The sequence below is a fragment of the Gluconobacter sphaericus NBRC 12467 genome, assembly GCF_006539125.1.
Taxonomy (GTDB): Bacteria; Pseudomonadota; Alphaproteobacteria; order Acetobacterales; family Acetobacteraceae; genus Gluconobacter; species Gluconobacter sphaericus.
On record NZ_BJMK01000008.1, the window covers coordinates 14785 to 34866 of the forward strand.

Here is a 20082-nt window from a genome sequence, read left to right on the forward strand (position 1 = left end):
TCCTATTACATGGGGCTGAACGCCGAAAACATTGCAGCCCGCCTCCTTGAGGAGCGCGGTCTGACAATTCTTGCACAGAGGCTGCGAACGCCTTACGGCGAACTCGATATATTGGCGACAGATTCGGAATGGCTGATCGCCGTTGAGGTCAAACAGAGACGCAGCCTGCGGGAAAGTGCGTCATGTTTGACAGCCAGACAGTCTCAAAGACTGATGGAAGCCTTCAACTATATCCTGCTGACAAAACCGGAGTGGAACAGGCCCAGTACCCGGATTGACCTTATCGTTGTTGACTCATCAGGCCAGGCGCGGCGCATCCAGGATGTGTTGCGGCAGTTCTGAAGAAATCAGGTCCGACGGGCGCGTGCGTGGTGGTGTGCCGAGGCAACAGTGACATGTGTGTGAGCGACTGTATGCGGACGATAGGCCACGTTACGGACCACCGCGTGTGAGCTGTTCCAGGCAATGGCTGTATTATGCGACGTCGTGCGACGTGCGAGAGCATGATGGAAAACGACATGGTGATAGACCGGCGTGGCAGTCAGTGCATCGAAGGTCAGCTTGCTGGCTTCATAATCGGTGATGGCCGGACGGGCATAGGCTTTGCCTGCTCCCATGCAGATACCGACACCCATGATACCCAGAGCAATTCTGCCGACCCAGTTGCGCGCCATTGACGTTGTGTCCCATCCTGTTCTGATGGAGACAGCCTATGCGCTGAACTCGGGGTCCGGCAACCCCTGCTGGGAAAGTTTCCAAAAAAATCAAGGTCCTGCCACTTTTCGCTGCTTCATGGCTGAATTGTGGCAGGAGCAATGCTTAAAAAGTGCTGAATTCAGCACTTTTCGCCATGATTGGCCCTGAATCAGGGCGTAGCAACTCAGGCGTTAGCGGTCGTGATGCCTTTTTCAGTCAGCAGAGTCTCAAGCTCGCCACTCTGATACATGTCGGTAACGATATCGCAGCCACCAACGAACTCGCCCTTGACGTAGAGCTGGGGCACGGTTGGCCACTGCGAGAAGTCCTTGATGCCCTGACGAAGTTCAGCGCTTTCAAGAATGTTGCAGGTTGCGAACGGGACGCCAAGATGGTTGAGGATCTGGACCACGCGTGCGGAGAAGCCGCACTGCGGGAAGAGCTTGTCACCCTTCATGAACAGCATGACCGGATTGGCGTCGATCAGGTTCTGGATATGCTGGAACACGGTTTCGGACATTGGATTTTCCTTGGTTCGGCAGGGCGGACAGACCATCCGCTCCTGCTGTCAGTGTTCGTCTGGAAAAAGAGACGTCAGCCCCGGCTCTTAAGGGGTGAGCGTCTTGAGGGCCATCGCATGCAGTTCAGTGCCCATGCGGGTTCCGAACGCATCATAAACCAGTTTGTGCTGGCGTACACGCGAAAGCCCGCGGAAGGCCTCACTTGTGACCGTGCAGGCGTAATGATCCCCGTCCCCGGCGAGATCTTCGATCTCGATCCGGGCGTCAGGGATAGCGGCAAGGATCGTGCGTTCGATCTCAGAAGCTGCCATCGGCATGGAAATCAGGCTCCCTCACCCATGAACCGCGGGAAAAACGCGGCATTGATCTCGCTGAGATGGTCCGCGCTGACACTGACGGTTTCTGGCACGATCAGATCCTTGCCGCCCGAACGTCCCAGACGGATTGCCGGAACATTGGCCTTCTCAGCCGCTGCGACAAGGGCTGCGCCATCAGAAGTTGCTACAACATAGCAGCCCTGATCCTCACCGAACCAGAAGGCATGCGCGGCAATATCCGTCGGAGCGGCTTCAAGCGTGCAGCCAACGCCGCTTGCCATGACCATTTCCGCCACCGTCACCAGCAGTCCGCCATCGGCAATGTCGTGACAGGCCGCAACTGCGCCCGCGCCGATCTGGCTGCGCACGAAATCACCGTTGCGACGCTCGACAGCAAGATCGACCACTGGCGGTGCACCATCTTCACGCTGGCAGATCTCGCGCAGCCACAGGGACTGCCCGAGTTCGCCCTGGATAGAGCCGACCAGCACCAGATCATGGGCATCCGGCATCGCAAGTCCGATGGACTTGGACGCATCCGCCAGCACGCCAAGCGCACCGATCGCCGGCGTCGGCAGGATCGCCTGAGCCTCGCCGGACGGAGAGCGCGTCTCGTTATACAGCGAGACGTTGCCGCTCACGACCGGGAAGTCGAGCGCGCGGCAGGCATCGCCCATGCCTTTGATGGCATCGGCGAACTGCGCCATGATTTCCGGACGTTCCGGATTGCCGAAGTTCAGGTTGTCCGTCACGGCCAGCGGTGTGGCACCGGTCGCCGTCAGGTTGCGCCAGGCTTCGGCCACAGCCTGCGCACCACCCGTTTTCGGATCAGCCTGACAGTAGCGTGGCGTGCAGTCCGTTGTCAGGGCAAGACCCAGACGCGTACCTTCGACACGCACGACAGCCGCATCGGCCGCACCCGGACGACGCGCCGTGTTGCCACCAACCGAACCGTCATACTGGTTCCAGACCCAGGCGCGGGATGCCAGATCGGGGCAACCGATCAGCGTCAGAAGCGCCTTTTCGATCCCTTCCGGGTCTGCCGGAGTCTCGATCCGTGCTGGTGTCGTCAGAGGCACGGTCGGGCGGTTATAGACCGGAGCTTCATCTGCTAGCGGGGCCAGCGGAATATCGGCTTCGATCTCGCCATTATGACGGATCGTGATGCGGCCCGTATCGGTCAGTACACCGATGATGGCGAAATCCAGTTCCCACTTGGCAAAGATCGCACGGGCAACTTCGGTCCGTTCGGGCTTGAGAACCATGAGCATCCGCTCTTGGCTCTCGGACAACATCATCTCGTAAGCCGACATGTTCGGCTCGCGCTGCGGAACTGCGTCAAGGTTCAGCTCGATGCCAACGCCGCCCTTGCCCGCCATTTCAACGGCGGAAGATGTCAGACCGGCTGCACCCATGTCCTGAATGGCGACGATCGCATCGGTCGCCATCAGTTCAAGGCAGGCCTCGATCAGCAGCTTCTCGATGAACGGATCGCCAACCTGAACGGTCGGGCGCTTGGACGCTGCTTCCTCGTCGAACTCCGCCGAGGACATGGTCGCGCCATGAATACCGTCACGGCCCGTCTTGGAGCCGACGTACACGACCGGATTGCCTACGCCAGCCGCAGCCGACAGGAAGATCTTGTCCTGCTTGGCCACACCTACCGTCATGGCATTGACGAGCGGATTGCCGTCATACGCCTTGTGGAAGTTGACCTCGCCACCCACGGTCGGAACACCGACGCAGTTGCCGTAACCACCAACACCACGCACGACGCCATCGACGATGCGGCGCGTTCCTGCATGTTTTGGATCGCCGAAGCGCAGGGCGTTGAGGTTCGCAATTGGACGCGCGCCCATCGTGAACACGTCGCGCAGAATGCCGCCGACGCCCGTCGCCGCGCCCTGATAGGGCTCGATGAAAGACGGGTGGTTGTGGCTCTCCATCTTGAAGACGGCGGCCAGACCCTCGCCGATATCTACGACGCCTGCGTTCTCGCCCGGCCCATGGATGACCCACGGAGCCTTGGTGGGCAGCGTCTTGAGATGGATGCGGGACGATTTGTAGGAGCAGTGTTCGGACCACATGACGGAGAAAATTCCAAGCTCCGTAAAGCTCGGCGTCCGTCCCATGATCGTGACAAGTTTGGCGTATTCCTCGCCGGTCAGTCCGAAAGACTGGGCAAGCTGGGCATCAATCGTCACACTCATCCGACAAGAGCCTCCACAAGGCCTTTGAAAAGCGGCACGCCGTCGGTTGCGCCGATTTCGGGGTCAGTCAGGTTCTCCGGGTGCGGCATCAGGCCACAGACACGGCCATTTTCGCTCAGGATCCCGGCGATGGAGCGCGTGCTCCCGTTGGGGTTGGTGGCGCGGTCATCGTCCGAAACCACTCCATCCGCACCGCAGTAGCGGAACGCCACGCGGCCCTCGCCTTCAAGACGCTTCAGCGTCTCGGGCGAAGCCGTGTAGTTGCCGTCACCATGTGCGAGCGGCGCGCGGAACACATCCCCGCGCGTCCAGCCCTGCGTATAGGGCGACGACGCGTTCTCAACCTTCAGATGGCAATCCTGCGACAGGAAACGCAGGCCTGCATTGCGCAGCAGTGCGCCCGGCAGAAGATGGGATTCCGTCAGGATCTGAAAGCCATTGCAGACGCCCAGAACGTGACCGCCTTTGCCCGCGAACGCCTTGACGTCGCGCAGGATCGGCGAATGTGCGGCCATGGCACCGCTGCGCAGGTAATCCCCGAAGCTGAAACCGCCCGGCAGCACGACGAGATCCAGATCACCCAGCGAGGTCTCTCGGTGCCAGATTAGACGCGGTGTCTGCCCCGTGACCAGCTTCAGGGCATGAACCATGTCGCGCTCCCGGTTCGTGCCGGGAAATACGACGATACCTGCTTTCATTTCTGGTCCTCCGCCGGAGCGGAAGCTGCATGGCACGGATAAGTGTCATGCAGGGCGCGATAGACCGCTTTACCGGCAGGCTCCGCCAGCGCGTCGTTATGGGCATGCAGCCAGGCGACGACCAGACCGCGAACCTGCGGTGCAGTCTGCTGGGCGGGTACGCAGAATGCGACCGGAGCGGACTCGTCATGGGCAAAACTGTCATATTTCTTGGCCCAGGCTTCACCATCCATCAGGCCAGAAAGATAGGCGTCGCACATCCCGATGGAGGACTTGCTGGAGCACATCTGGCCCAGAGCCTTACCCGAAACCTTGGACACGCGCTGCGCGTGGGCCGGGACAGTGACAAGAGCGGGAGCGGCCGCGATGCCAGCCAGCAGAAAGATCGCGGAAAGACGGGTCATTCTGCCACCTCGACACTGAAATCTTCGATGACTTCGTTAGCCAGAAGCGCACGCGCCATGGCCTCGCCCTGTGCCAGCGCATCGGCGGCATTGTCGGTCGGAACCTCAAGCTCGACGACGCGGTTGACGCGAACTTCGCCGAGCCCCTTGAAGCCAAGGGTTTCCAGAGCATGGCCCACGGCCTTGCCCTGCGGGTCGAGAACGCCGTCTTTCAGGGAAACAAAAACGCGAATTTTCACTGAACTGCCTCCGGACCCTTGAGGTCACCATTCCCGGCCTCGGGCAGGATCCCGAGACGCTTTGCCACTTCCTGATACGCTTCCTCGACGCGACCCATGTCACGGCGGAAGCGATCCTTGTCCATTTTTTCGTTCGTCTTGGAATCCCACAGACGACAGTTATCCGGTGAAATCTCGTCTGCCAGAAGAATACGCATCTCCTCGCCTTCCCAGATCCGTCCGAATTCCAGTTTGAAATCCACCAGCGTGATACCCACGGCCGTGAACATGCCCATCAGGAAATCATTTGTCCTGAGCGCAAGCTGGTTCATGTCGTCCATGTCCTGCGGTGCGGCCCAGTTGAACGCTGCGATATGCTCTTCCGACACCATCGGGTCATTGAGCGCGTCGTTCTTGTAGTAATATTCGATGATCGTGCGCGGCAGGCGCGTCCCCTCGGGGATGCCAAGCCGCTTGGCCAGCGAGCCCGCCGCCACATTGCGTACCACAACTTCAAGCGGAATGATCTCCACTTCGCGGATGAGCTGCTCGCGCATGTTCAGCCGACGGATGAAGTGGGTTGGAATGTTGATCTCGTGAAGCTTGAGCATCAGGTATTCGCTGATGCGGTTGTTCAGGACACCCTTGCCGGTGATGATGCCGCTCTTCGCGCCGTTTCCGGCGGTGGCGTCATCCTTAAAGTACTGAACGAGTGTGCCGGGTTCTGGGCCTTCAAAAAGAACCTTGGCTTTGCCCTCATAGAGCTGGCGGCGGCGAGCCATGAGCAATCCTTAGCGTTGCGCCGTCCTGACAGAAGATGCGGACGGCTGGAGCAGCGACGAATTGTGGTTCCATAGCATTGCGGAACCGGAACTGCGAGTGTGCGGAACGCAGGAAATCGCAGGAAGTCTGCGTTCCGCATACCTCTCAGTCGAAGATACGGGCGAAGATGCGATCCACGGCACGAAGATGCTGTGCCGGGTCGAATGCCTGATCGAGAATCTCCTTGCTGACCCGACCGGCGACTTCCGGATCGGCTTCAAGGTTTTCACGGAAGGTCTTGAAGCCCGGTTTGTTCAGCTTGGTCCATGTTTCCATGGCGTTGCGCTGTACGATCCGATAGGCGTCCTCGCGGGAAATTCCGGCGCGCGCCAGCGTGAGCAGCACCTCACCGGAATGGACGACGCCGCCGAGGTTTTCCATGTTCGCGATCATCTGTTCGGGATAGACGACCAGCTTTTCCATCATCCCGGCCAGACGCATCAGAGCAAAATCCAGGCCGATCGTCGCATCGGGGCAGATGTTGCGCTCGACGGCGGAGTGGCTGATGTCCCGCTCGTGCCACAATGCGACGTTTTCCAGAGCCGGCACGACATGCGAGCGGATCAGGCGCGCCAGGCCGGTCAGGTTCTCCGACAGGACAGGGTTGCGCTTGTGCGGCATTGCCGAACTGCCCTTCTGTCCCTTGTGGAAGAACTCTTCAGCTTCCCGAACTTCCGAACGCTGCAGATGACGGACCTCAACGGCCAGACGCTCAATGCCACTGGCAATCACGCCGAGGGTGCAGAAGAACGCGGCATGGCGGTCACGAGGAATGACCTGCGTGGACACGCTCTCGACAGCCAGACCCAGCTTGTCAGCGACGTATTCTTCGATTTCCGGGTCGATATGGGCATAGGTGCCGACAGCACCGGAAATCGCGCAGACCGCAATTTCCTTGCGGGCCTGAAGAAGGCGCTCGCGGTTGCGGGCGAATTCGGCGTAGTGTCCAGCAATTTTCAGGCCAAAGCTGGTCGGCTCGGCATGGATCGCGTGGCTGCGGCCGATCGTAACCGTGTTGCGGTGCTCGTAGGCGCGGGCCTTCAGGGCAGCGAGAACGCGGTCCAGATCTTCCAGCAGAAGATCGGCGGCCTGCGTCATCTGGACGGACAGGCAGGTATCCAGCACATCCGAAGACGTCATGCCCAGATGGACGAAGCGGCTGTCCGGGCCGACCTTTTCTGCAAGCCAGGTCAGGAACGCAATGACGTCATGGCGCGTTTCGGCCTCGATCTCGTCAATGCGGGCCAGATCCGCGTCGGAGAACGCCGCCATGGCGACATCACCCTTTTCGCGAATGATTTTGGCTGATTCGGCGGGAATGTCACCCCGTTGTGCCATGGCTTCGCAGGCAAGGGCTTCGATCTCGAACCAGATGCGAAAACGGTTGGCGGGAGACCAGATGGCAGTCATCTGCGGACGGCTATAACGGGGTACCATGGGAACTCCGGATGCTGGGTGGGGCTTTACGGAGGCTCCTTAGACCAAATACGAAGACATTGCACGGACCCCTTTTCGGAAGAATGACACTTTGGCTCCTGACTCTCTGCTTCACGCTCTCGTAGCCCTCGGCCAGATCACCCTGATCGACATCACCCTCGCCGGTGACAATGCGGTCGTCATCGGGATGGCCGTGCGTAATCTCGAGGGTCGGCAGCGCCGTCTCGCCATTTTGTTCGGAACGGGCTTTGCGGCCATCCTGCGTGTCGGCCTGGCCCTGCTGGCGACAACGCTCCTTGCCGTGGTTGGCCTGACGCTGGCAGGTGGCTTCCTGCTTCTATGGGTCTGCTGGAAAATGTATCGTGAGCTTCGTGGCGCCGAACATCACGAGGACATCGAAGCCGCCCCACCGCGCCTCGGACAGGCCGTCCTGAGGATCGTGGTGGCCGATCTGTCCATGAGTCTCGATAACGTTCTGGCGGTGGCTGGTGCCGCTGTCGGACATCCGTGGATTCTTGTATCGGGGCTTGTGCTCTCGGTTCTGCTGATGGGGCTCGCTGCATCGATCGTCGCCAATCTTCTAGCCCGTTATCGCTGGATCGCATGGATCGGCCTACTGGTGGTTCTGGGTGTCGCAATCGAACTCGTCATCCGGGGTGGCGGAGAGGTTTGGACGCATGTTCTTCCGAAATAGCCGAATACTCTTTACTGGGCTTATGGCGCTTTGCGCCGCGCCATCTGCCCTCGCCGTGCCTCCGTCTTCTCTCGTTCGGGAGCGGTTGGCGGAATGGCTCCTTCTCGTCGGACCGGGCGGAGCTGTTTTTCCGGCACAGCGCTACGCTGATTTTCTGGCCCAGACGCCGCAGTGGCCGCAGCGGGGCCGGATCCTCTGGCGCTACCAGAACGCCCTGGCCCAGACGAGTGATCCGCAGATTTTGAACGCTCTTTGCCCGCGCTATCCTCTCACGCTCCCGGCGGCGTTCGAGGTCTGCGCTCTTCATCTTCCTGACGCGGCATCAACGGCCCGTCGTCTCTGGTTGTCAGGCAATGCCCTGACCGTCGGCGAAGAACAGACACTATTTCAGCGGTTCGGCCAGAACTTCGCCTCCACCGATCAGTGGGTTCGTTATGAGGCGCTGGAACTGCGGGGCCAGTTCTCCGCCGCGTCTCGTCAGATCGAGCGTCTTGCCCCGGAGCAACAGCTACTGGCTCGTGCCCGGCTGGCCGAACGTCAGGGTTTGCCTGACGCTGATTCCCTGTTCGCATTGCTCCCTGCTGACCTGCAATCTGATCCTGTCTTGATCCGTTATCGCCTCAGAGCGCTGCGCCGTGGGGACAGGCTGGACGAAGCGCTATCGTTGTGGGATGCGCAGGGCGCGTCGCTCCAGAAAGCCAACCCCTCGCATGACTGGTCGTCCGAACGCCTCAGTCTTGCTCGTGCCTTTTTGCTGGCTGGCCGTCCAAAAGAGGCTGCGGATCTCGCCGACGACACCAGCATGGCGCCCGATACGACGGATCGTCAGGAAGCCGAGCTGCTTAGTGGGATCATCGCCCTGAGGGAGTTTCAGGCTCCTGCTCGTGCGGAAAACTTCTTCAGACCACTTCAGGACGCCACTTCGCTCCAGATGCAGGCCCGTGGTTATTACTGGGCAGGCCGCGCACTACAGGCCGTAGACCGGCAGCAGGATGCCGAAGCCGCCTTCCGCAAAGCCGCTTCTTATCCCACCACCTTTCCTGGGCAGCTTGCGCTCGCGGCTTTGACACACGATGAAAATATTCTGGTTTCCGGAAAGTCCTCAGAGGTTTTTGACGGCGCCCTGCTGCAGGCGCTCCAGACCCTTCCCCCCCTTACTGCCGGAACCCTCATCCATACGGACCTGCTCGAAGCTGCAACGGATCTCGTGCAGGCAGGCGATCCCGATCATGCACGCGAGTTTCTCATGATGCTGAGTGTGCTCAATCCTTCGTCCAAGGGACAGAAAGCCGTTGCGGATGCTGCGTCCCGGCTTGATCTAGCCGCGCCGGAAGTCTTTGCATCGTATGCCTTGGCCCGCAAAGGGATTGCTCTTTACCCACAGGGCTTTCCCGATCCCTATCCGTCAAATTCGACTGTCCCTGACGGGCTGATTCCCGCCATTATTCGGCAGGAAAGCGGCTTTGACCCCGACGCCATAAGTAGCGCTCATGCGGTCGGCCTGTTGCAGCTTCTTCCCGCCGCAGCGAAGGACGTAGTACGTAAGGGGCATCTTGGTCACGTTAATGTCTCCCCCGCAGCCCTGACCGATCCCCAGACGAATCTCCGGATCGGCACGGCCTATGTTTCACAGCTTCTGGAGCGTTTCGGGAATGTGATTCCCTATGCTCTGGCGGCCTATAATGCCGGCCCGCACCGCGTTGATCTCTGGCTGAAGGCAGATCCTCCCGCCGAACCGCTCTCCGAAGATGGTGTTCTGGATTGGATCGAACGCCTGCCCTATCGCGAGACACGCCTCTATGTCGAAAATATCGAGGCCAGCATGATGATCTATCATGTCAGGAATACCCATGCCGGATAACGAACTCCGCACTTTTGCCGCACAGGTGCTTGAGCATCTCCGCAGAACCGGCCGCAGGCTGGTTACGGTGGAAAGCTGTACAGGCGGTCTGATTGCTGCTGCGCTTAGTGATATTCCTGGATCGTCAGACATGCTGGAGGGCGGCTTTGTTACCTATTCCAATGCCCTAAAAATGAGCGCTGTCAGTGTTTCCGAAGCCATTCTGGTGCAATACGGCGCCGTTAGCATCCAGACCGCCGAGGCGATGGCTAACGGTGGTCTTCTGAATGCCAAGAATGCGGACGTTGCCATCTCCGTGACAGGGATCGCCGGACCGGGTGGTGGTAGCGCACTCAAAGCGGTCGGAACCGTCTGCTTCGGGCTGGCCGTCCGAACGGGATTAACCACAAGCGTACAACGTCATTTTACAGGGGACCGCGCTGCCATCCGCGCCCAGTCCGTACACCATGCCCTGCAGATGGTTCTGGATGCCTGACACAAAAAAGCGGCTCCCGAATGAACGGAAGCCGCTTTCGCCTGACATTGCAGCGGACCTAAGGTCCGCCTGGAGCCTCAGTTGCCCTGCGTCGGAGCCGGAAGCGTGGAAGCTGTTGCCGGAGCCTGAAGACTCGGAGCCGTCGGAATTGCGGCGGTTGGTGCCGTCGCTGCAACCGGCGTCTGTGCCTGCTGCAGCGAACGGGCGTTGAGGGCATCTGTTGCGGACTCGCTGTCAATCTTCTGCGCCTGCGCAGCTTTGCCGTGGTGCTTGCTGTGATGGTGATGCTCGGCCATTGCGGGAGAAGCCACAGCGACCAGAGCGATGAGGGTAAATGCGCCAAAAGAAATCTTTTTCATTACGTAATCCTTTCCATATTACCATGACCGTGCTCAAGAGCAGTAACGACTCACGCATCAGATGGTTCTGGAAATACTATGAAATTTTATGTCCGTTGGGAAAGTCCGGGTGCTGGCGGGACCGCTTTCGTCGCTTGTGTGCCGTAAATGTCCCGTGCACGCTTGATGAAGGCAGAGACCATCAGGCGCACGCCCTCATTGAATACGACGCCCATCGCATTCTGTAGAAGACGCGAACGGAATTCAAAATCCACGAAGAAATCGACCAGACAGCCCCGTGGATCCGGCGTGAACGTCCAGACATTGTTCAGGTAGCGGAAAGGCCCCTTCTCGTAGCGCACCCGGATACGTGACGACCGCTCCAGTGTCACGCGGCTGGTGAAGGTTTCGCGGAACGGGCCGAACCCGATCGTCAGATCCGCAACAAGTTCCTGTTCCGTCTGGGTTCGGATGCTTGCCTTCACACACCAAGGAAGGAACTGCGGATATTTCTCCACATCTGCCACAAGATCGAAAAGCTGATCTGGCGTGTAAGCGATCAACCGTTGCTCGGCATGTGTCGGCATCAGAGACTTTCTTTCAGACGGCTGTTCCGCGCAGCCTGAAGCTTCGCGAAATCACTATCCGCATGGTAGGAGGACCGGGTCAGTGGACTGGCGCTGACCTGAAGAAATCCTTTTGAACGGGCAGCAGCAGCATAGCCGTCAAACTCGTCGGGGGTAACAAACTTTTCCACCGCCGCGTGTTTCGCGGACGGCTGGAGATATTGTCCAAGCGTCAGGAAATCGACGTCCGCAATTCGGAAATCATCCATCACCTGGGCTACTTCCATCCGTTCTTCGCCAAGCCCAAGCATCAGGCCGGACTTGGTAAAAATGGAAGGATCGAGTTTCTTTACTCCGTCCAGGATGCGGACTGACTGATAGTAACGAGCGCCGGGTCTGATGGTGGGGTAAAGGCGCGGCACGGTCTCGATATTGTGATTGAAAACGTCCGGTCGAGCCGCGACCACGACCTCCAGGGCGCCATCCTTGCGCAGAAAATCAGGCGTCAAAATCTCGATCGTGGTCTGTGGAGAAGCCTCACGGATTGCATGGATGACCCGTGCGAAATGCGTCGCTCCCCCATCTTCCAGATCGTCACGGTCTACCGAAGTGATGACGACATGCTTGAGTCCAAGCTTCGCCACCGCTTCCCCGACCCGCCGTGGCTCGTCCTCATCGAGATGCTTAGGCATCCCGGTCGTGACGTTGCAAAACGCACAGGCCCGGGTGCAGATCTCGCCCATGATCATCATCGTGGCATGACGCTGAGACCAGCATTCCCCGATATTGGGGCAGGCCGCCTCCTCGCAGACCGTCACGAGGCCCGCATCCCGCATGAGCGCGCGGGTCTCGTGATACACGGGATGGTTCGGAGCCTTGACCCGGATCCAGGACGGCTTGCGTTGGATAGGGTTGTCAGGCCGGTGCGCCTTTTCCGGATGACGGAGGGCAGGCGCCGAACGGTGATCGATGGTGATACGCTGGGACATGATACTCAGATATGCAGCGGGCCGTCGAAGGCCGCCAGAGTTGCCTCGTGCATAGTTTCGGAAATGGTCGGATGCGGGAAAACCGTCTCGACCAATTCCGCTTCCGTCAGTTCACCTGTGCGGGTGATGACGTAGCCTTGAATCATTTCCGTGACTTCGGAACCAATCATGTGCGCGCCAAGAAGCTCGCCGGTCGTGGCATCGAACACGGTCTTGACCATACCGTCTGTCTCGCCCATCGCAACAGCCTTACCATTGGCGATAAACGGGAAGCGCCCGACCTTGACCTTGTGGCCGGCAGCAATGGCCTTCTCTTCGCTGAGCCCGACAGAGGCGATCTGCGGACGCGAATAGGTACAACCGGGGATATTCAAGGGATGGAGCGGTTGCGGCGAACGGCCTGCAATCTTCTCCACGCACAGAATGCCCTCATGGCTCGCCTTGTGGGCCAGCCATGGAGCCCCCGCGACGTCGCCGATCGCATAGATGCCTGGTTCGCCGGTGCGGCAGAAACCGTCCGTCACGATGTGGGTCCGTTCGACCTGCACTTTAGTGCCTTCGAGTCCTAGATCCTCGACATTACCGACGATGCCGACGGCGCAGATCACGCGATCGACCGTAAGCTCGACCTTACCCGCCGGACTTTCGATCGTCGTGGAGACTTCGTTTTCACCTTTGTTCAGCGGTCCTACTTTCGCGCTGGTGATGATCTGCACCCCCTGTTTCTCGAAGGCCTTGCGGGCAGCGGCGCTGATTTCCGGATCTTCGGCAATCAGGATCCGGTCCGCCACTTCGGCAATCGTGACCTCACTGCCCATGTTCCGGTAGAAGGACGCGAACTCGATGCCGATGGCACCTGAGCCGATGACGAGGAGGCGTTTGGGCAGTTCCTTCGGTGTCATAGCCTCGCGTGCGCCCCAGATCAGGGTGCCGTCTGTTTCAAGCCCCGGAAGCTGACGACCGCGCGCACCCGTTGCAAGGATGACATGCGGCGCCTTGATGGTCGCAACCGCAGCACCATCCTTGGTGATGGCGACCTGATGCGCCTCGCCCGAACGACCGGACAGTTTTGCATGACCGTCAAACGTCGTGACTTTGGCCTTCTTCAGCAGATGCGCAATGCCAGCACCCATCCGGCGTGCGATGCTGCGCGAACGCCCAACGATTTTGGACAGATCAAACGAGATATTGTCGGCGGAAAGCCCGAACGTCCCCAGTTCGTGAAGTAGGTGGTGAATTTCCGAAGACCGCAGAAGCGCCTTGGTCGGAATGCAGCCCCAGTTGAGGCACACTCCGCCGAAATGCGTGCTTTCCACAAGCGCCACGCTCATGCCGAGCTGGCTGGCGCGAAGTGCCGCCACATAGCCGCCGGGGCCGCCGCCAACAACAATCAGATCGAATGTATCGGACATGGTTCAGACCACCAGAATGTAAGGGTTCTGCACGATATCGCGCAGTGCATTAAGCCATTCGGCACCAAGCGCGCCATCGACGGCGCGGTGATCGACCGAAAGCGTCGCCGTCATCACGGTTGCAACAGCAATTTCTGATCCACGCACCACGGCCCGCTTTTCACCGGATGCAATTGCCAGAATACCGGCCTGAGGCGGATTAATGATCGCTGCGAATTCGCGCACGCCGAACATGCCCATGTTGGAAATGGAGAACGTCCCGCCCTGGAATTCCTCCGGCTTGAGTTTTCCAGAACGGGCACGCTTGGCCAGATCTTTGGCCTCGACGCTGATCTGGCGCAGGGACTTGTGATCAGCGTTGCGGATGATCGGCGTGATCAGGCCGTCTGGCACCGACACGGCCATCGAGATGTCCACATTTTCGAAATGCAGCGTCTCGACATCCGTGAACTGCACGTTCACACCTGGTACCTTCTTTAGAGCCAGCGCAACGGCCTTGATCATCATGTCATTGACAGAAATCTTGAAGCTGTTTTCTTGCGCAGTAGCATTCAGCTTCGATCGCAATTCCAGCAGTGCATCCAACTCGATATCGACCGAGACATAGAAATGCGGAACCTGCGTCTTGGACTCCGTTAGACGTCGCGCAATGACTTTACGCATCGTGGAATTCGGAACGCGACGCACCGTATCTTCCGAAGTGGCAAGAAGAGTTGCTGCCGGAACTACTTTCGGCTCAGTCTTTGGAGCCGTCACGCCCTTTTCTACATCTCGCTTGAGAATACGGCCATTCGGGCCGCTGCCCGTCAGCTCATCGAGGGCAATGCCTCGCTCACGCGCCATGCGGCGCGCCAGCGGAGAGACGAAAATTCGCTCACCCTTCTCTTCTGCCGAAGCTTTTGCAGGCACGGCTCTCATCGTTTCCGGTGGGGCGACCTCAGCTTTCGGGGCCGCTGGCGCCTGCATGGAAGAGGCGTCCGGCACAGCTTCACCCTCTTCCACAAGAACTGCGATCGGCGTGTTGACGGGAACGCCCTCGACGCCTTCCTTAATCAGGATGCGGCCAAGAATGCCCTCGTCCACGGCTTCCACTTCCATGGTCGCCTTGTCGGTTTCGATTTCGGCAATCACGTCGCCAGCGGAGACGGTATCGCCCTCAGCTTTGAGCCAGCGAGCCAGTTTGCCCTCGGTCATAGTCGGCGACAGCGCCGGCATCAGAATATCGGTAGCCATCGTTGTCAGTCCCGCAGCTGCTTGCGAACGGCGTCCACAACCCATTCAGGTTTGGGAAGCGCCAGTTTTTCGAGATTGGCCGCATACGGCATTGGCAGGTCGAGTCCGCAGACACGCGCCGGCGGAGCATCGAGCCAGTCAAAAGCCTGCTCGACGGCCACGGTGCAGATTTCCGCCCCGATGCCTGCCACCGGCCAGCCTTCTTCGACGGACACAATCCGGTTTGTCTTTTTCACGCTGCGCACGATCGTCTCGGTATCCAGAGGACGGATCGAGCGCAGGTTGATGACTTCGGCCGAAATGCCTTCTTCTGCCAGAATGGCTGCGGCTTCCAGCGCTACGCCGACCATGATGGAGAAGGCCACGAGCGTTACGTCCGTCCCTTCCCGTTCGATCTTCGCGCGACCGATCGGCAGGATGAAGTCTTCATCCACGGGGCACGGAAACTTCTGGCCGTAGAGGATCTCGTTCTCCAGCACGATGACCGGGTTCGGATCGCGAATAGCGGCCCGCAGCAATCCTTTCGCATCCGCAGACGACCAGGGAGCGACCACCTTCAGGCCCGGAATATGGGCAAACCAGCTTGCGAAACACTGCGAGTGCTGTGCGCCGACACGCGCCGCTGCACCATTCGGGCCACGGAACACGATAGGGCAGCCCATCTGACCACCGGACATATACAACGTCTTGGCAGCAGAATTAATAATATGATCAACGGCTTGAAGCGAGAAGTTCATGGTCATGAACTCGACGATCGGCTTTAATCCCGTCAGCGCCGCACCAACGGCCATACCCGTGAAACCATGTTCCGTGATCGGCGTATCGATGACGCGCTTCTCGCCGAACTCATCTAGCAGGCCCTGACTGACCTTGTAAGCACCCTGATACTGCGCCACTTCCTCACCGATCAGGAACACGTCCTCATCGCGACGAAGCTCGTCCGCCATCGCATCCCGCAGGGCCTGACGGACGGTGATTTCGCTGGTTTCGCCCCAGTCCCGATCATTCTCGGCCTGTGCGACTTCCGGTGCTTCCACGATCCCCGGATCAGTTGGTGTTTCAATCGCGACAGAAGCGCTTGCAGCCGGATCAGCAGAACGGGTTACAGTGTCTGCTGCGGCAGCGTCCTCGCCTTCCGCCAGAAGCACTGCGATCGGCGTGTTAACCGCGATATTCTGCGTACCTTCGGCCACCAGCGTCTTGCCGATCACACCTTCGTCCACGGCTTCCACTTCCATGGTCGCCTTGTCGGTCTCGATCTCGGCAATCACGTCTCCGGCGGAAACGGCCTCACCTGCCGCCTTGAGCCAGCGCGCAAGTGTCCCTTCGGTCATCGTCGGCGAGAGTGCCGGCATCAAAATGAGAGATGCCATGGATCAGGCCTCCACCAGAATATCAGTCCAGAGTTCGGAATGATCCGGCTCAGGGCTTGTCTGCGCAAATTCGGCCGCGTCAGCCACAATGGCTTTTACGTCCGTCTCAATGTCCTTGAACACGCTCTCTTCGATCCCGCTGCGTAGCATCTCGGCTTTCAGGGTCTCGATTGGATCGCGCGTACGACGCATTTCTTCAACCTCTGCGCGCTGGCGATACTTCGCCGGATCGGACATGGAGTGCCCACGATAGCGATAGGTTTCCATTTCCAGCAGGAACGGCCCCTTGCCCGCACGGCAATATTCTATGGCCTCCTGCGCGGCTTCATGCACAGCGAAGATATCCATGCCATCTACCTTGCGGCTGGCAATGCCCCAGGGCTCGCCGTTGCGGGACAGATCCTTGGAGGCCGAAGCGCGCTCGATGGATGTGCCCATGCCGTAGCGGTTGTTTTCGATCACATAGATGCAGGGCAGCTTGTGCAGTGCGGCGAGATTGAAGCTCTCATAAACCTGCCCCTGTGCAGAGGCTCCTTCGCCGAAATACACGATCGAGACTTCATCCGTACCGCGATACTTGTTCGCAAACGCCAGCCCCGTGCCGAGGGCCACCTGTGCCCCGACAATGCCATGACCGCCGTAGAACTCTTTTTCACGGGAGAACATGTGCATGGAGCCCCCCTTGCCGCGGGAATACCCACCGGACCGCCCCGTCAGTTCCGCCATAACACCGCGCGGCGTCATGCCTGCTACGAGCATCTGCCCGTGATCGCGATAGGACGTGATGGACTTGTCGCCCTGCTTCATGTTGAGGCCGATCCCAACCACAACGGCTTCCTGCCCGATATAGAGATGGCAGAAGCCGCCGATCAGGCCCATGCCGTAAAGCTGGCCAGCCTTTTCCTCAAATCGCCGAACAAGAAGCATGTCCCTGTAAGCGCGCTTCATGGTCTCCGGCGAAAGGGCCGGACCGTTGCTCCGGCCTGAAGCGGACGGTGTCTCGTCCATGACGGTCTCCTGATGAAAATGCACAAAATCCCGCATGCTTTAGCGGCAGAATCTACCAAAAGCCAGACCACGTCCCGCTTTCGCGGAACGCACCGATCTGGGGGTATGCCGTGAAAAAACGGCCCTGACCGCCCTTAAAGGCGGCCGAAGATCAAATAAAACCGAGCAATCGACGTGCTGCAACGCCCGGATCGGGCTCACGCAACAGGCTCTCACCGACCAGTACGGCGCTCGCACCTACTGCTCCGACTTTCATCATATCGTCCTGCGTCCGGATGCCACTTTCCGAGACGACCAGACGGTCCGGCGGCACCATCGGCGCCAGATCGATCGTCGTCTGGATATCGGTCTTCAGGGTGCGAAGGTTACGGTTGTTGATTCCAATCAGGAATGTATCGAGTGCCAGCGCCCGGTTCAGTTCGGCTTCGTCATGGACCTCCAGAAGGACATCCATGTCCAGCCCGCGCGCAATTGCGATTAGTTCGGCCGCCTGCGTTTCCGTCAGCACCGCCATGATCAGCAGAATGCAGTCCGCCCCGATTAGGCGGCTTTCATGGACTTGCCAGGGGTCCAGAATAAAATCCTTGCGCAGGATCGGCAGACTGCATGCCTCACGCACGGCCCGGATATCATCCGTGTTGCCGTGAAAGCACGAGCCTTCCGTCAGAACCGAAAGACAGGTGGCGCCGGCAGCCTGATATTCCTGCGCTATCTCCACCGGATTGTAGTCCGGACGCAGAATACCGGCGGATGGAGACGCCTTCTTGATCTCGGCAATCAGTCCGACCTGACGATCAGCCGTGAGATGCTGGAGCGCTTGACCAAAGCCCCGTGTCGGGACCGTTACTTCCCGGGCGCGCGCTGTGATCTCCTTGAGGGACATGATTTGCGAGCGCTGCTCGATATCCACGCGGGTGCGGGCGCAGATCCGGGCCAGAACGTCACTGCGGTCAGCCGCAGTTTCCGCTTCGGGATCCTTGATGGGCGGGGTCGTCGTTTCCGGAATTTCCGGGTCCGGGAACTGTTCCGTTCCCTCAGGCGAATATGTCATCGCCGGTCGATGGTACATGAATGTCATGATCGTCCTGCGTTTTGGGGGGCAATGGAATGAGCTGACATGCGCGCAACCTCGAGCGCGGCACGTGCAAGCCCCCGGTCAATGGAGTCTGCCGCCATTCCTACATTGCGACGGAAGGCCGGAACGTCAATCGCTCCGGCCTTCACGATATCGCCGCGACCTGCCACGTGCAGGGCCGCAGCGGCGTTGAGAAGAACCGTATCCCGGTAAGCGCCATTCGCGCCATCCAGCAGGGCGAGCAATGCGGCAGCATTGGTCTGCGCGTCCCCGCCCCGGATGGTTGAAATCGGCGCGACAGCCAGTCCGGCCATGTCCGGTTCGATCCCGAATGAAAAAAAAGCGTCGTCCTGCCAGACCGAAACCTGGGAGGGGCCAGCAAGCGTAAGCTCGTCGCTTCCACCCTCGTCGGTCGAGCCATGGACGGCCCAGACCGACAGACTGCCCAGTGCGCCAAGCGCCCGCGCCACGGGCTCGCACCAGCGCCTGTCAAACACGCCGATCAGCTGATGGCGGACTTGAGCGGGGTTGCACAGCGGGCCGAGCAGATTGAACAAGGTGCGGAAACCCAGCGTCTTACGGACAGGAGCCGCATGCCGCATCGCACGATGATGCTGGGGGGCTGCCAGAAAGACTAGTCCATCTTCGCGCAGCCGACGGCCCTGAAGCTCCAGATTGTCGGTCGGGGGAATGCCCAGAACCTCGAGAACATCCGTCGCACCCGTAGCAGATGAGAGTGCGCGGTTACCATGCTTGGCTACGGGGACGCCAAGTCCCGCCAGTACGAAGGCTACGGCTGTGGACACATTCAGTGTCTTCAGGCCGTCGCCGCCTGTTCCGCATACATCAATAGTGCCGGCTGGAGCATCCGGCAGAACCGTCATGTGATGACGGACCGCCCGAACGGCCCCAGTCAGTTCAGCAAAGGTTTCGCCGCGCAGTTTCAGCGCAGTCAGGAAAGCGGCAAGCTGAACCGGATCGACCTCGCCAGCCATGATGGCGTGAAAAGCAGTTTCTGCCTCATGACTGTCGAGCTGTCGTCCCGAGACCGCCTGATGCAGAAGGGACGTAAAATCTGCACTCACTGTCATGCGGCCTGCGTGGCATGGACCGGAATACCGGCAATCGTCAGGAAATTGGCCAGCAGTTCCCGGCCTGCAACGGAAGCAATACTCTCGGGATGGAACTGTACGCCGTGCACAGGATAGTCACGGTGGCGCACGCCCATGATGACGCCGTCTTCCGTCCGGGCATTGACTACGAGCGTTTCGGGAATGCTGTCGGGGGCAAGAGTCAGGCTGTGATAGCGCACCACATCTACTGGCTCTGGCAGCCCGGCAAAGACGCCTGTTCCGTCATGATGAACTGCGCTGATCTTGCCATGCATAGGCATGGGCGCGCGTACAACTTCTGCCCCGAAGACCTGCCCAATGGCTTGGTGGCCGAGGCATACGCCGAAAACCGGCACCTTGCCCGCAGCTGCACGGATCAGGTCACAGCAGACCCCGGCTTCGGTCGGAGCACCCGGACCTGGCGAGATCACGACTGCAGACGGATTGAGCGCCAGGGCTTCCTCGACACTCAGCGCGTCATTGCGCCGCACGTCACACTCAACCCCAAGCGCACCCAGATGGTGGACGATGTTGAATGTGAAGCTGTCGTAATTGTCGATGAGAAGGATCATGGCAATAGAATGACCGCCGTGTCTGTTTTCGTCAAATACATCGCGTTTCGA

The 20082-nt window shown here is 59.6% G+C and carries 23 protein-coding genes; 4 read left to right on the top strand and 19 right to left on the bottom strand.

From position 1 onward, the window contains the following. Nucleotides 1-9: 9 nt before the first annotated feature. Nucleotides 10-342, top strand: coding sequence for a YraN family protein (locus tag GSP01_RS07305; protein WP_141352220.1), 333 nt, complete (start codon nucleotides 10-12; stop codon nucleotides 340-342). A gap of 5 nt (nucleotides 343-347) precedes the next feature. On the opposite strand, the gene GSP01_RS07310 is transcribed toward GSP01_RS07305, so the two are convergent. The 9 genes from GSP01_RS07310 to purB form a co-directional block, all read right to left on the bottom strand. Beyond that, entirely contained in the window at nucleotides 348-674 is a 327-nt protein-coding gene (locus GSP01_RS07310) for a hypothetical protein (RefSeq protein WP_141352222.1), read from the bottom strand. A gap of 206 nt (nucleotides 675-880) precedes the next feature. Next, nucleotides 881-1216 (bottom strand): Grx4 family monothiol glutaredoxin, encoded by a 336-nt coding sequence (gene grxD / locus GSP01_RS07315; RefSeq protein ID WP_062032115.1) that lies wholly within the window; start codon nucleotides 1214-1216, stop codon nucleotides 881-883. Nucleotides 1217-1303: 87 nt separating this feature from the next. After that, nucleotides 1304-1534 carry a BolA/IbaG family iron-sulfur metabolism protein gene (locus GSP01_RS07320; protein WP_011253808.1) on the bottom strand — a complete coding sequence of 77 codons (231 nt, stop codon included), beginning with the start codon at nucleotides 1532-1534 and terminating at the stop codon, nucleotides 1304-1306. Nucleotides 1535-1539: 5 nt separating this feature from the next. Further along, entirely contained in the window at nucleotides 1540-3744 is a 2205-nt protein-coding gene (purL, locus tag GSP01_RS07325; protein ID WP_141352224.1) for a phosphoribosylformylglycinamidine synthase subunit PurL, read from the bottom strand. After that, nucleotides 3741-4442, bottom strand: a complete 702-nt coding sequence (gene purQ, locus GSP01_RS07330; RefSeq protein WP_141352226.1) for a phosphoribosylformylglycinamidine synthase subunit PurQ — start codon at nucleotides 4440-4442, stop codon at nucleotides 3741-3743. The genes purL and purQ overlap by 4 nt, the downstream gene beginning before the upstream one ends. Beyond that, the gene (locus GSP01_RS07335; RefSeq protein WP_141352228.1) at nucleotides 4439-4846 is read right to left on the bottom strand and encodes a Rap1a/Tai family immunity protein; all 408 of its coding nucleotides are present in this window, start codon (nucleotides 4844-4846) and stop codon (nucleotides 4439-4441) included. The genes purQ and GSP01_RS07335 overlap by 4 nt, the downstream gene beginning before the upstream one ends. Then, complete coding sequence (gene purS, locus GSP01_RS07340) at nucleotides 4843-5085, bottom strand: phosphoribosylformylglycinamidine synthase subunit PurS (RefSeq protein WP_141352230.1); 243 nt, start codon at nucleotides 5083-5085, stop codon at nucleotides 4843-4845. Before purS ends, GSP01_RS07335 begins: the two co-directional genes overlap by 4 nt. Further along, a complete protein-coding gene (gene purC, locus GSP01_RS07345) occupies nucleotides 5082-5846 on the bottom strand; it encodes a phosphoribosylaminoimidazolesuccinocarboxamide synthase (protein ID WP_141352232.1) in 765 nt (254 codons plus the stop codon). The genes purS and purC overlap by 4 nt, the downstream gene beginning before the upstream one ends. 145 nt (nucleotides 5847-5991) lie before the next feature. Then, nucleotides 5992-7323, bottom strand: coding sequence for an adenylosuccinate lyase (purB, locus tag GSP01_RS07350; protein WP_141352234.1), 1332 nt, complete (start codon nucleotides 7321-7323; stop codon nucleotides 5992-5994). Nucleotides 7324-7414: 91 nt separating this feature from the next. Here purB and GSP01_RS07355 point away from each other — a divergent pair, with 91 nt between their 5' ends. Genes GSP01_RS07355 through GSP01_RS07365 form a run of 3 tightly spaced genes read left to right on the top strand, consistent with a single transcriptional unit; the run spans nucleotide 7415 to nucleotide 10353 of the window. Beyond that, nucleotides 7415-8017, top strand: a complete 603-nt coding sequence (locus GSP01_RS07355; RefSeq protein ID WP_141352236.1) for a YjbE family putative metal transport protein — start codon at nucleotides 7415-7417, stop codon at nucleotides 8015-8017. Continuing rightward, a complete protein-coding gene (locus GSP01_RS07360) occupies nucleotides 8001-9878 on the top strand; it encodes a lytic transglycosylase domain-containing protein (protein ID WP_174787565.1) in 1878 nt (625 codons plus the stop codon). The genes GSP01_RS07355 and GSP01_RS07360 overlap by 17 nt, the downstream gene beginning before the upstream one ends. Continuing rightward, on the top strand, nucleotides 9868-10353 hold the full coding sequence (locus tag GSP01_RS07365; RefSeq protein ID WP_141352238.1) for a CinA family protein: 486 nt from the start codon (nucleotides 9868-9870) through the stop codon (nucleotides 10351-10353). Before GSP01_RS07360 ends, GSP01_RS07365 begins: the two co-directional genes overlap by 11 nt. Nucleotides 10354-10430: 77 nt before the next feature. Here GSP01_RS07365 and GSP01_RS07370 read toward each other — a convergent pair whose 3' ends face one another. The 10 genes from GSP01_RS07370 to GSP01_RS07415 all read right to left on the bottom strand — a co-directional run bounded on the left by GSP01_RS07370 (nucleotide 10431) and on the right by GSP01_RS07415 (nucleotide 20031). Continuing rightward, nucleotides 10431-10712 carry a hypothetical protein gene (locus GSP01_RS07370; RefSeq protein WP_141352240.1) on the bottom strand — a complete coding sequence of 94 codons (282 nt, stop codon included), beginning with the start codon at nucleotides 10710-10712 and terminating at the stop codon, nucleotides 10431-10433. A gap of 86 nt (nucleotides 10713-10798) precedes the next feature. Further along, nucleotides 10799-11278, bottom strand: a complete 480-nt coding sequence (locus GSP01_RS07375) for a type II toxin-antitoxin system RatA family toxin (RefSeq protein WP_141352242.1) — start codon at nucleotides 11276-11278, stop codon at nucleotides 10799-10801. After that, the gene (gene lipA / locus GSP01_RS07380; protein WP_141352244.1) at nucleotides 11278-12246 is read right to left on the bottom strand and encodes a lipoyl synthase; all 969 of its coding nucleotides are present in this window, start codon (nucleotides 12244-12246) and stop codon (nucleotides 11278-11280) included. Before lipA ends, GSP01_RS07375 begins: the two co-directional genes overlap by 1 nt. 5 nt (nucleotides 12247-12251) lie before the next feature. Beyond that, nucleotides 12252-13658, bottom strand: a complete 1407-nt coding sequence (gene lpdA / locus GSP01_RS07385; protein WP_141352246.1) for a dihydrolipoyl dehydrogenase — start codon at nucleotides 13656-13658, stop codon at nucleotides 12252-12254. Between the two features lie 3 nt (nucleotides 13659-13661). Continuing rightward, nucleotides 13662-14891 carry a pyruvate dehydrogenase complex dihydrolipoamide acetyltransferase gene (locus GSP01_RS07390; RefSeq protein ID WP_141352248.1) on the bottom strand — a complete coding sequence of 410 codons (1230 nt, stop codon included), beginning with the start codon at nucleotides 14889-14891 and terminating at the stop codon, nucleotides 13662-13664. A gap of 5 nt (nucleotides 14892-14896) precedes the next feature. Continuing rightward, nucleotides 14897-16264 (bottom strand): pyruvate dehydrogenase complex E1 component subunit beta, encoded by a 1368-nt coding sequence (locus GSP01_RS07395; protein WP_141352250.1) that lies wholly within the window; start codon nucleotides 16262-16264, stop codon nucleotides 14897-14899. Between the two features lie 3 nt (nucleotides 16265-16267). After that, nucleotides 16268-17272, bottom strand: a complete 1005-nt coding sequence (gene pdhA / locus GSP01_RS07400) for a pyruvate dehydrogenase (acetyl-transferring) E1 component subunit alpha (protein ID WP_141352252.1) — start codon at nucleotides 17270-17272, stop codon at nucleotides 16268-16270. A 151-nt stretch (nucleotides 17273-17423) separates the two neighbouring features. Then, the gene (gene trpC, locus GSP01_RS07405) at nucleotides 17424-18350 is read right to left on the bottom strand and encodes an indole-3-glycerol phosphate synthase TrpC (RefSeq protein WP_141352254.1); all 927 of its coding nucleotides are present in this window, start codon (nucleotides 18348-18350) and stop codon (nucleotides 17424-17426) included. After that, the gene (trpD, locus tag GSP01_RS07410; protein WP_141352255.1) at nucleotides 18347-19438 is read right to left on the bottom strand and encodes an anthranilate phosphoribosyltransferase; all 1092 of its coding nucleotides are present in this window, start codon (nucleotides 19436-19438) and stop codon (nucleotides 18347-18349) included. The genes trpC and trpD overlap by 4 nt, the downstream gene beginning before the upstream one ends. Beyond that, nucleotides 19435-20031 carry an anthranilate synthase component II gene (locus tag GSP01_RS07415; protein WP_141352257.1) on the bottom strand — a complete coding sequence of 199 codons (597 nt, stop codon included), beginning with the start codon at nucleotides 20029-20031 and terminating at the stop codon, nucleotides 19435-19437. The genes trpD and GSP01_RS07415 overlap by 4 nt, the downstream gene beginning before the upstream one ends. Between the last annotated feature and the right edge of the window lie 51 nt (nucleotides 20032-20082).

What these genes read in the sequence shown, in the direction of transcription:
- GSP01_RS07390 (WP_141352248.1), bottom strand. Translation starts at nt 14,891, where the DNA reads ATGGCTACCGATATTCTGATGCCGGCGCTGTCGCCGACTATGACCGAG.
- GSP01_RS07370 (WP_141352240.1), bottom strand. Translation starts at nt 10,712, where the DNA reads ATGAAAAAGATTTCTTTTGGCGCATTTACCCTCATCGCTCTGGTCGCT.
- purQ (WP_141352226.1), bottom strand. Translation starts at nt 4,442, where the DNA reads ATGAAAGCAGGTATCGTCGTATTTCCCGGCACGAACCGGGAGCGCGAC.
- GSP01_RS07360 (WP_174787565.1), top strand. Translation starts at nt 8,001, where the DNA reads ATGTTCTTCCGAAATAGCCGAATACTCTTTACTGGGCTTATGGCGCTT.
- lipA (WP_141352244.1), bottom strand. Translation starts at nt 12,246, where the DNA reads ATGTCCCAGCGTATCACCATCGATCACCGTTCGGCGCCTGCCCTCCGT.
- trpD (WP_141352255.1), bottom strand. Translation starts at nt 19,438, where the DNA reads ATGACAGTGAGTGCAGATTTTACGTCCCTTCTGCATCAGGCGGTCTCG.
- GSP01_RS07395 (WP_141352250.1), bottom strand. Translation starts at nt 16,264, where the DNA reads ATGGCATCTCTCATTTTGATGCCGGCACTCTCGCCGACGATGACCGAA.
- purB (WP_141352234.1), bottom strand. Translation starts at nt 7,323, where the DNA reads ATGGTACCCCGTTATAGCCGTCCGCAGATGACTGCCATCTGGTCTCCC.
- GSP01_RS07305 (WP_141352220.1), top strand. Translation starts at nt 10, where the DNA reads ATGGGGCTGAACGCCGAAAACATTGCAGCCCGCCTCCTTGAGGAGCGC.
- purC (WP_141352232.1), bottom strand. Translation starts at nt 5,846, where the DNA reads ATGGCTCGCCGCCGCCAGCTCTATGAGGGCAAAGCCAAGGTTCTTTTT.
- GSP01_RS07415 (WP_141352257.1), bottom strand. Translation starts at nt 20,031, where the DNA reads ATGATCCTTCTCATCGACAATTACGACAGCTTCACATTCAACATCGTC.
- GSP01_RS07335 (WP_141352228.1), bottom strand. Translation starts at nt 4,846, where the DNA reads ATGACCCGTCTTTCCGCGATCTTTCTGCTGGCTGGCATCGCGGCCGCT.
- GSP01_RS07365 (WP_141352238.1), top strand. Translation starts at nt 9,868, where the DNA reads ATGCCGGATAACGAACTCCGCACTTTTGCCGCACAGGTGCTTGAGCAT.
- GSP01_RS07310 (WP_141352222.1), bottom strand. Translation starts at nt 674, where the DNA reads ATGGCGCGCAACTGGGTCGGCAGAATTGCTCTGGGTATCATGGGTGTC.
- lpdA (WP_141352246.1), bottom strand. Translation starts at nt 13,658, where the DNA reads ATGTCCGATACATTCGATCTGATTGTTGTTGGCGGCGGCCCCGGCGGC.
- grxD (WP_062032115.1), bottom strand. Translation starts at nt 1,216, where the DNA reads ATGTCCGAAACCGTGTTCCAGCATATCCAGAACCTGATCGACGCCAAT.
- GSP01_RS07320 (WP_011253808.1), bottom strand. Translation starts at nt 1,534, where the DNA reads ATGCCGATGGCAGCTTCTGAGATCGAACGCACGATCCTTGCCGCTATC.
- purL (WP_141352224.1), bottom strand. Translation starts at nt 3,744, where the DNA reads ATGAGTGTGACGATTGATGCCCAGCTTGCCCAGTCTTTCGGACTGACC.
- pdhA (WP_141352252.1), bottom strand. Translation starts at nt 17,272, where the DNA reads ATGGACGAGACACCGTCCGCTTCAGGCCGGAGCAACGGTCCGGCCCTT.
- GSP01_RS07375 (WP_141352242.1), bottom strand. Translation starts at nt 11,278, where the DNA reads ATGCCGACACATGCCGAGCAACGGTTGATCGCTTACACGCCAGATCAG.
- trpC (WP_141352254.1), bottom strand. Translation starts at nt 18,350, where the DNA reads ATGACATTCATGTACCATCGACCGGCGATGACATATTCGCCTGAGGGA.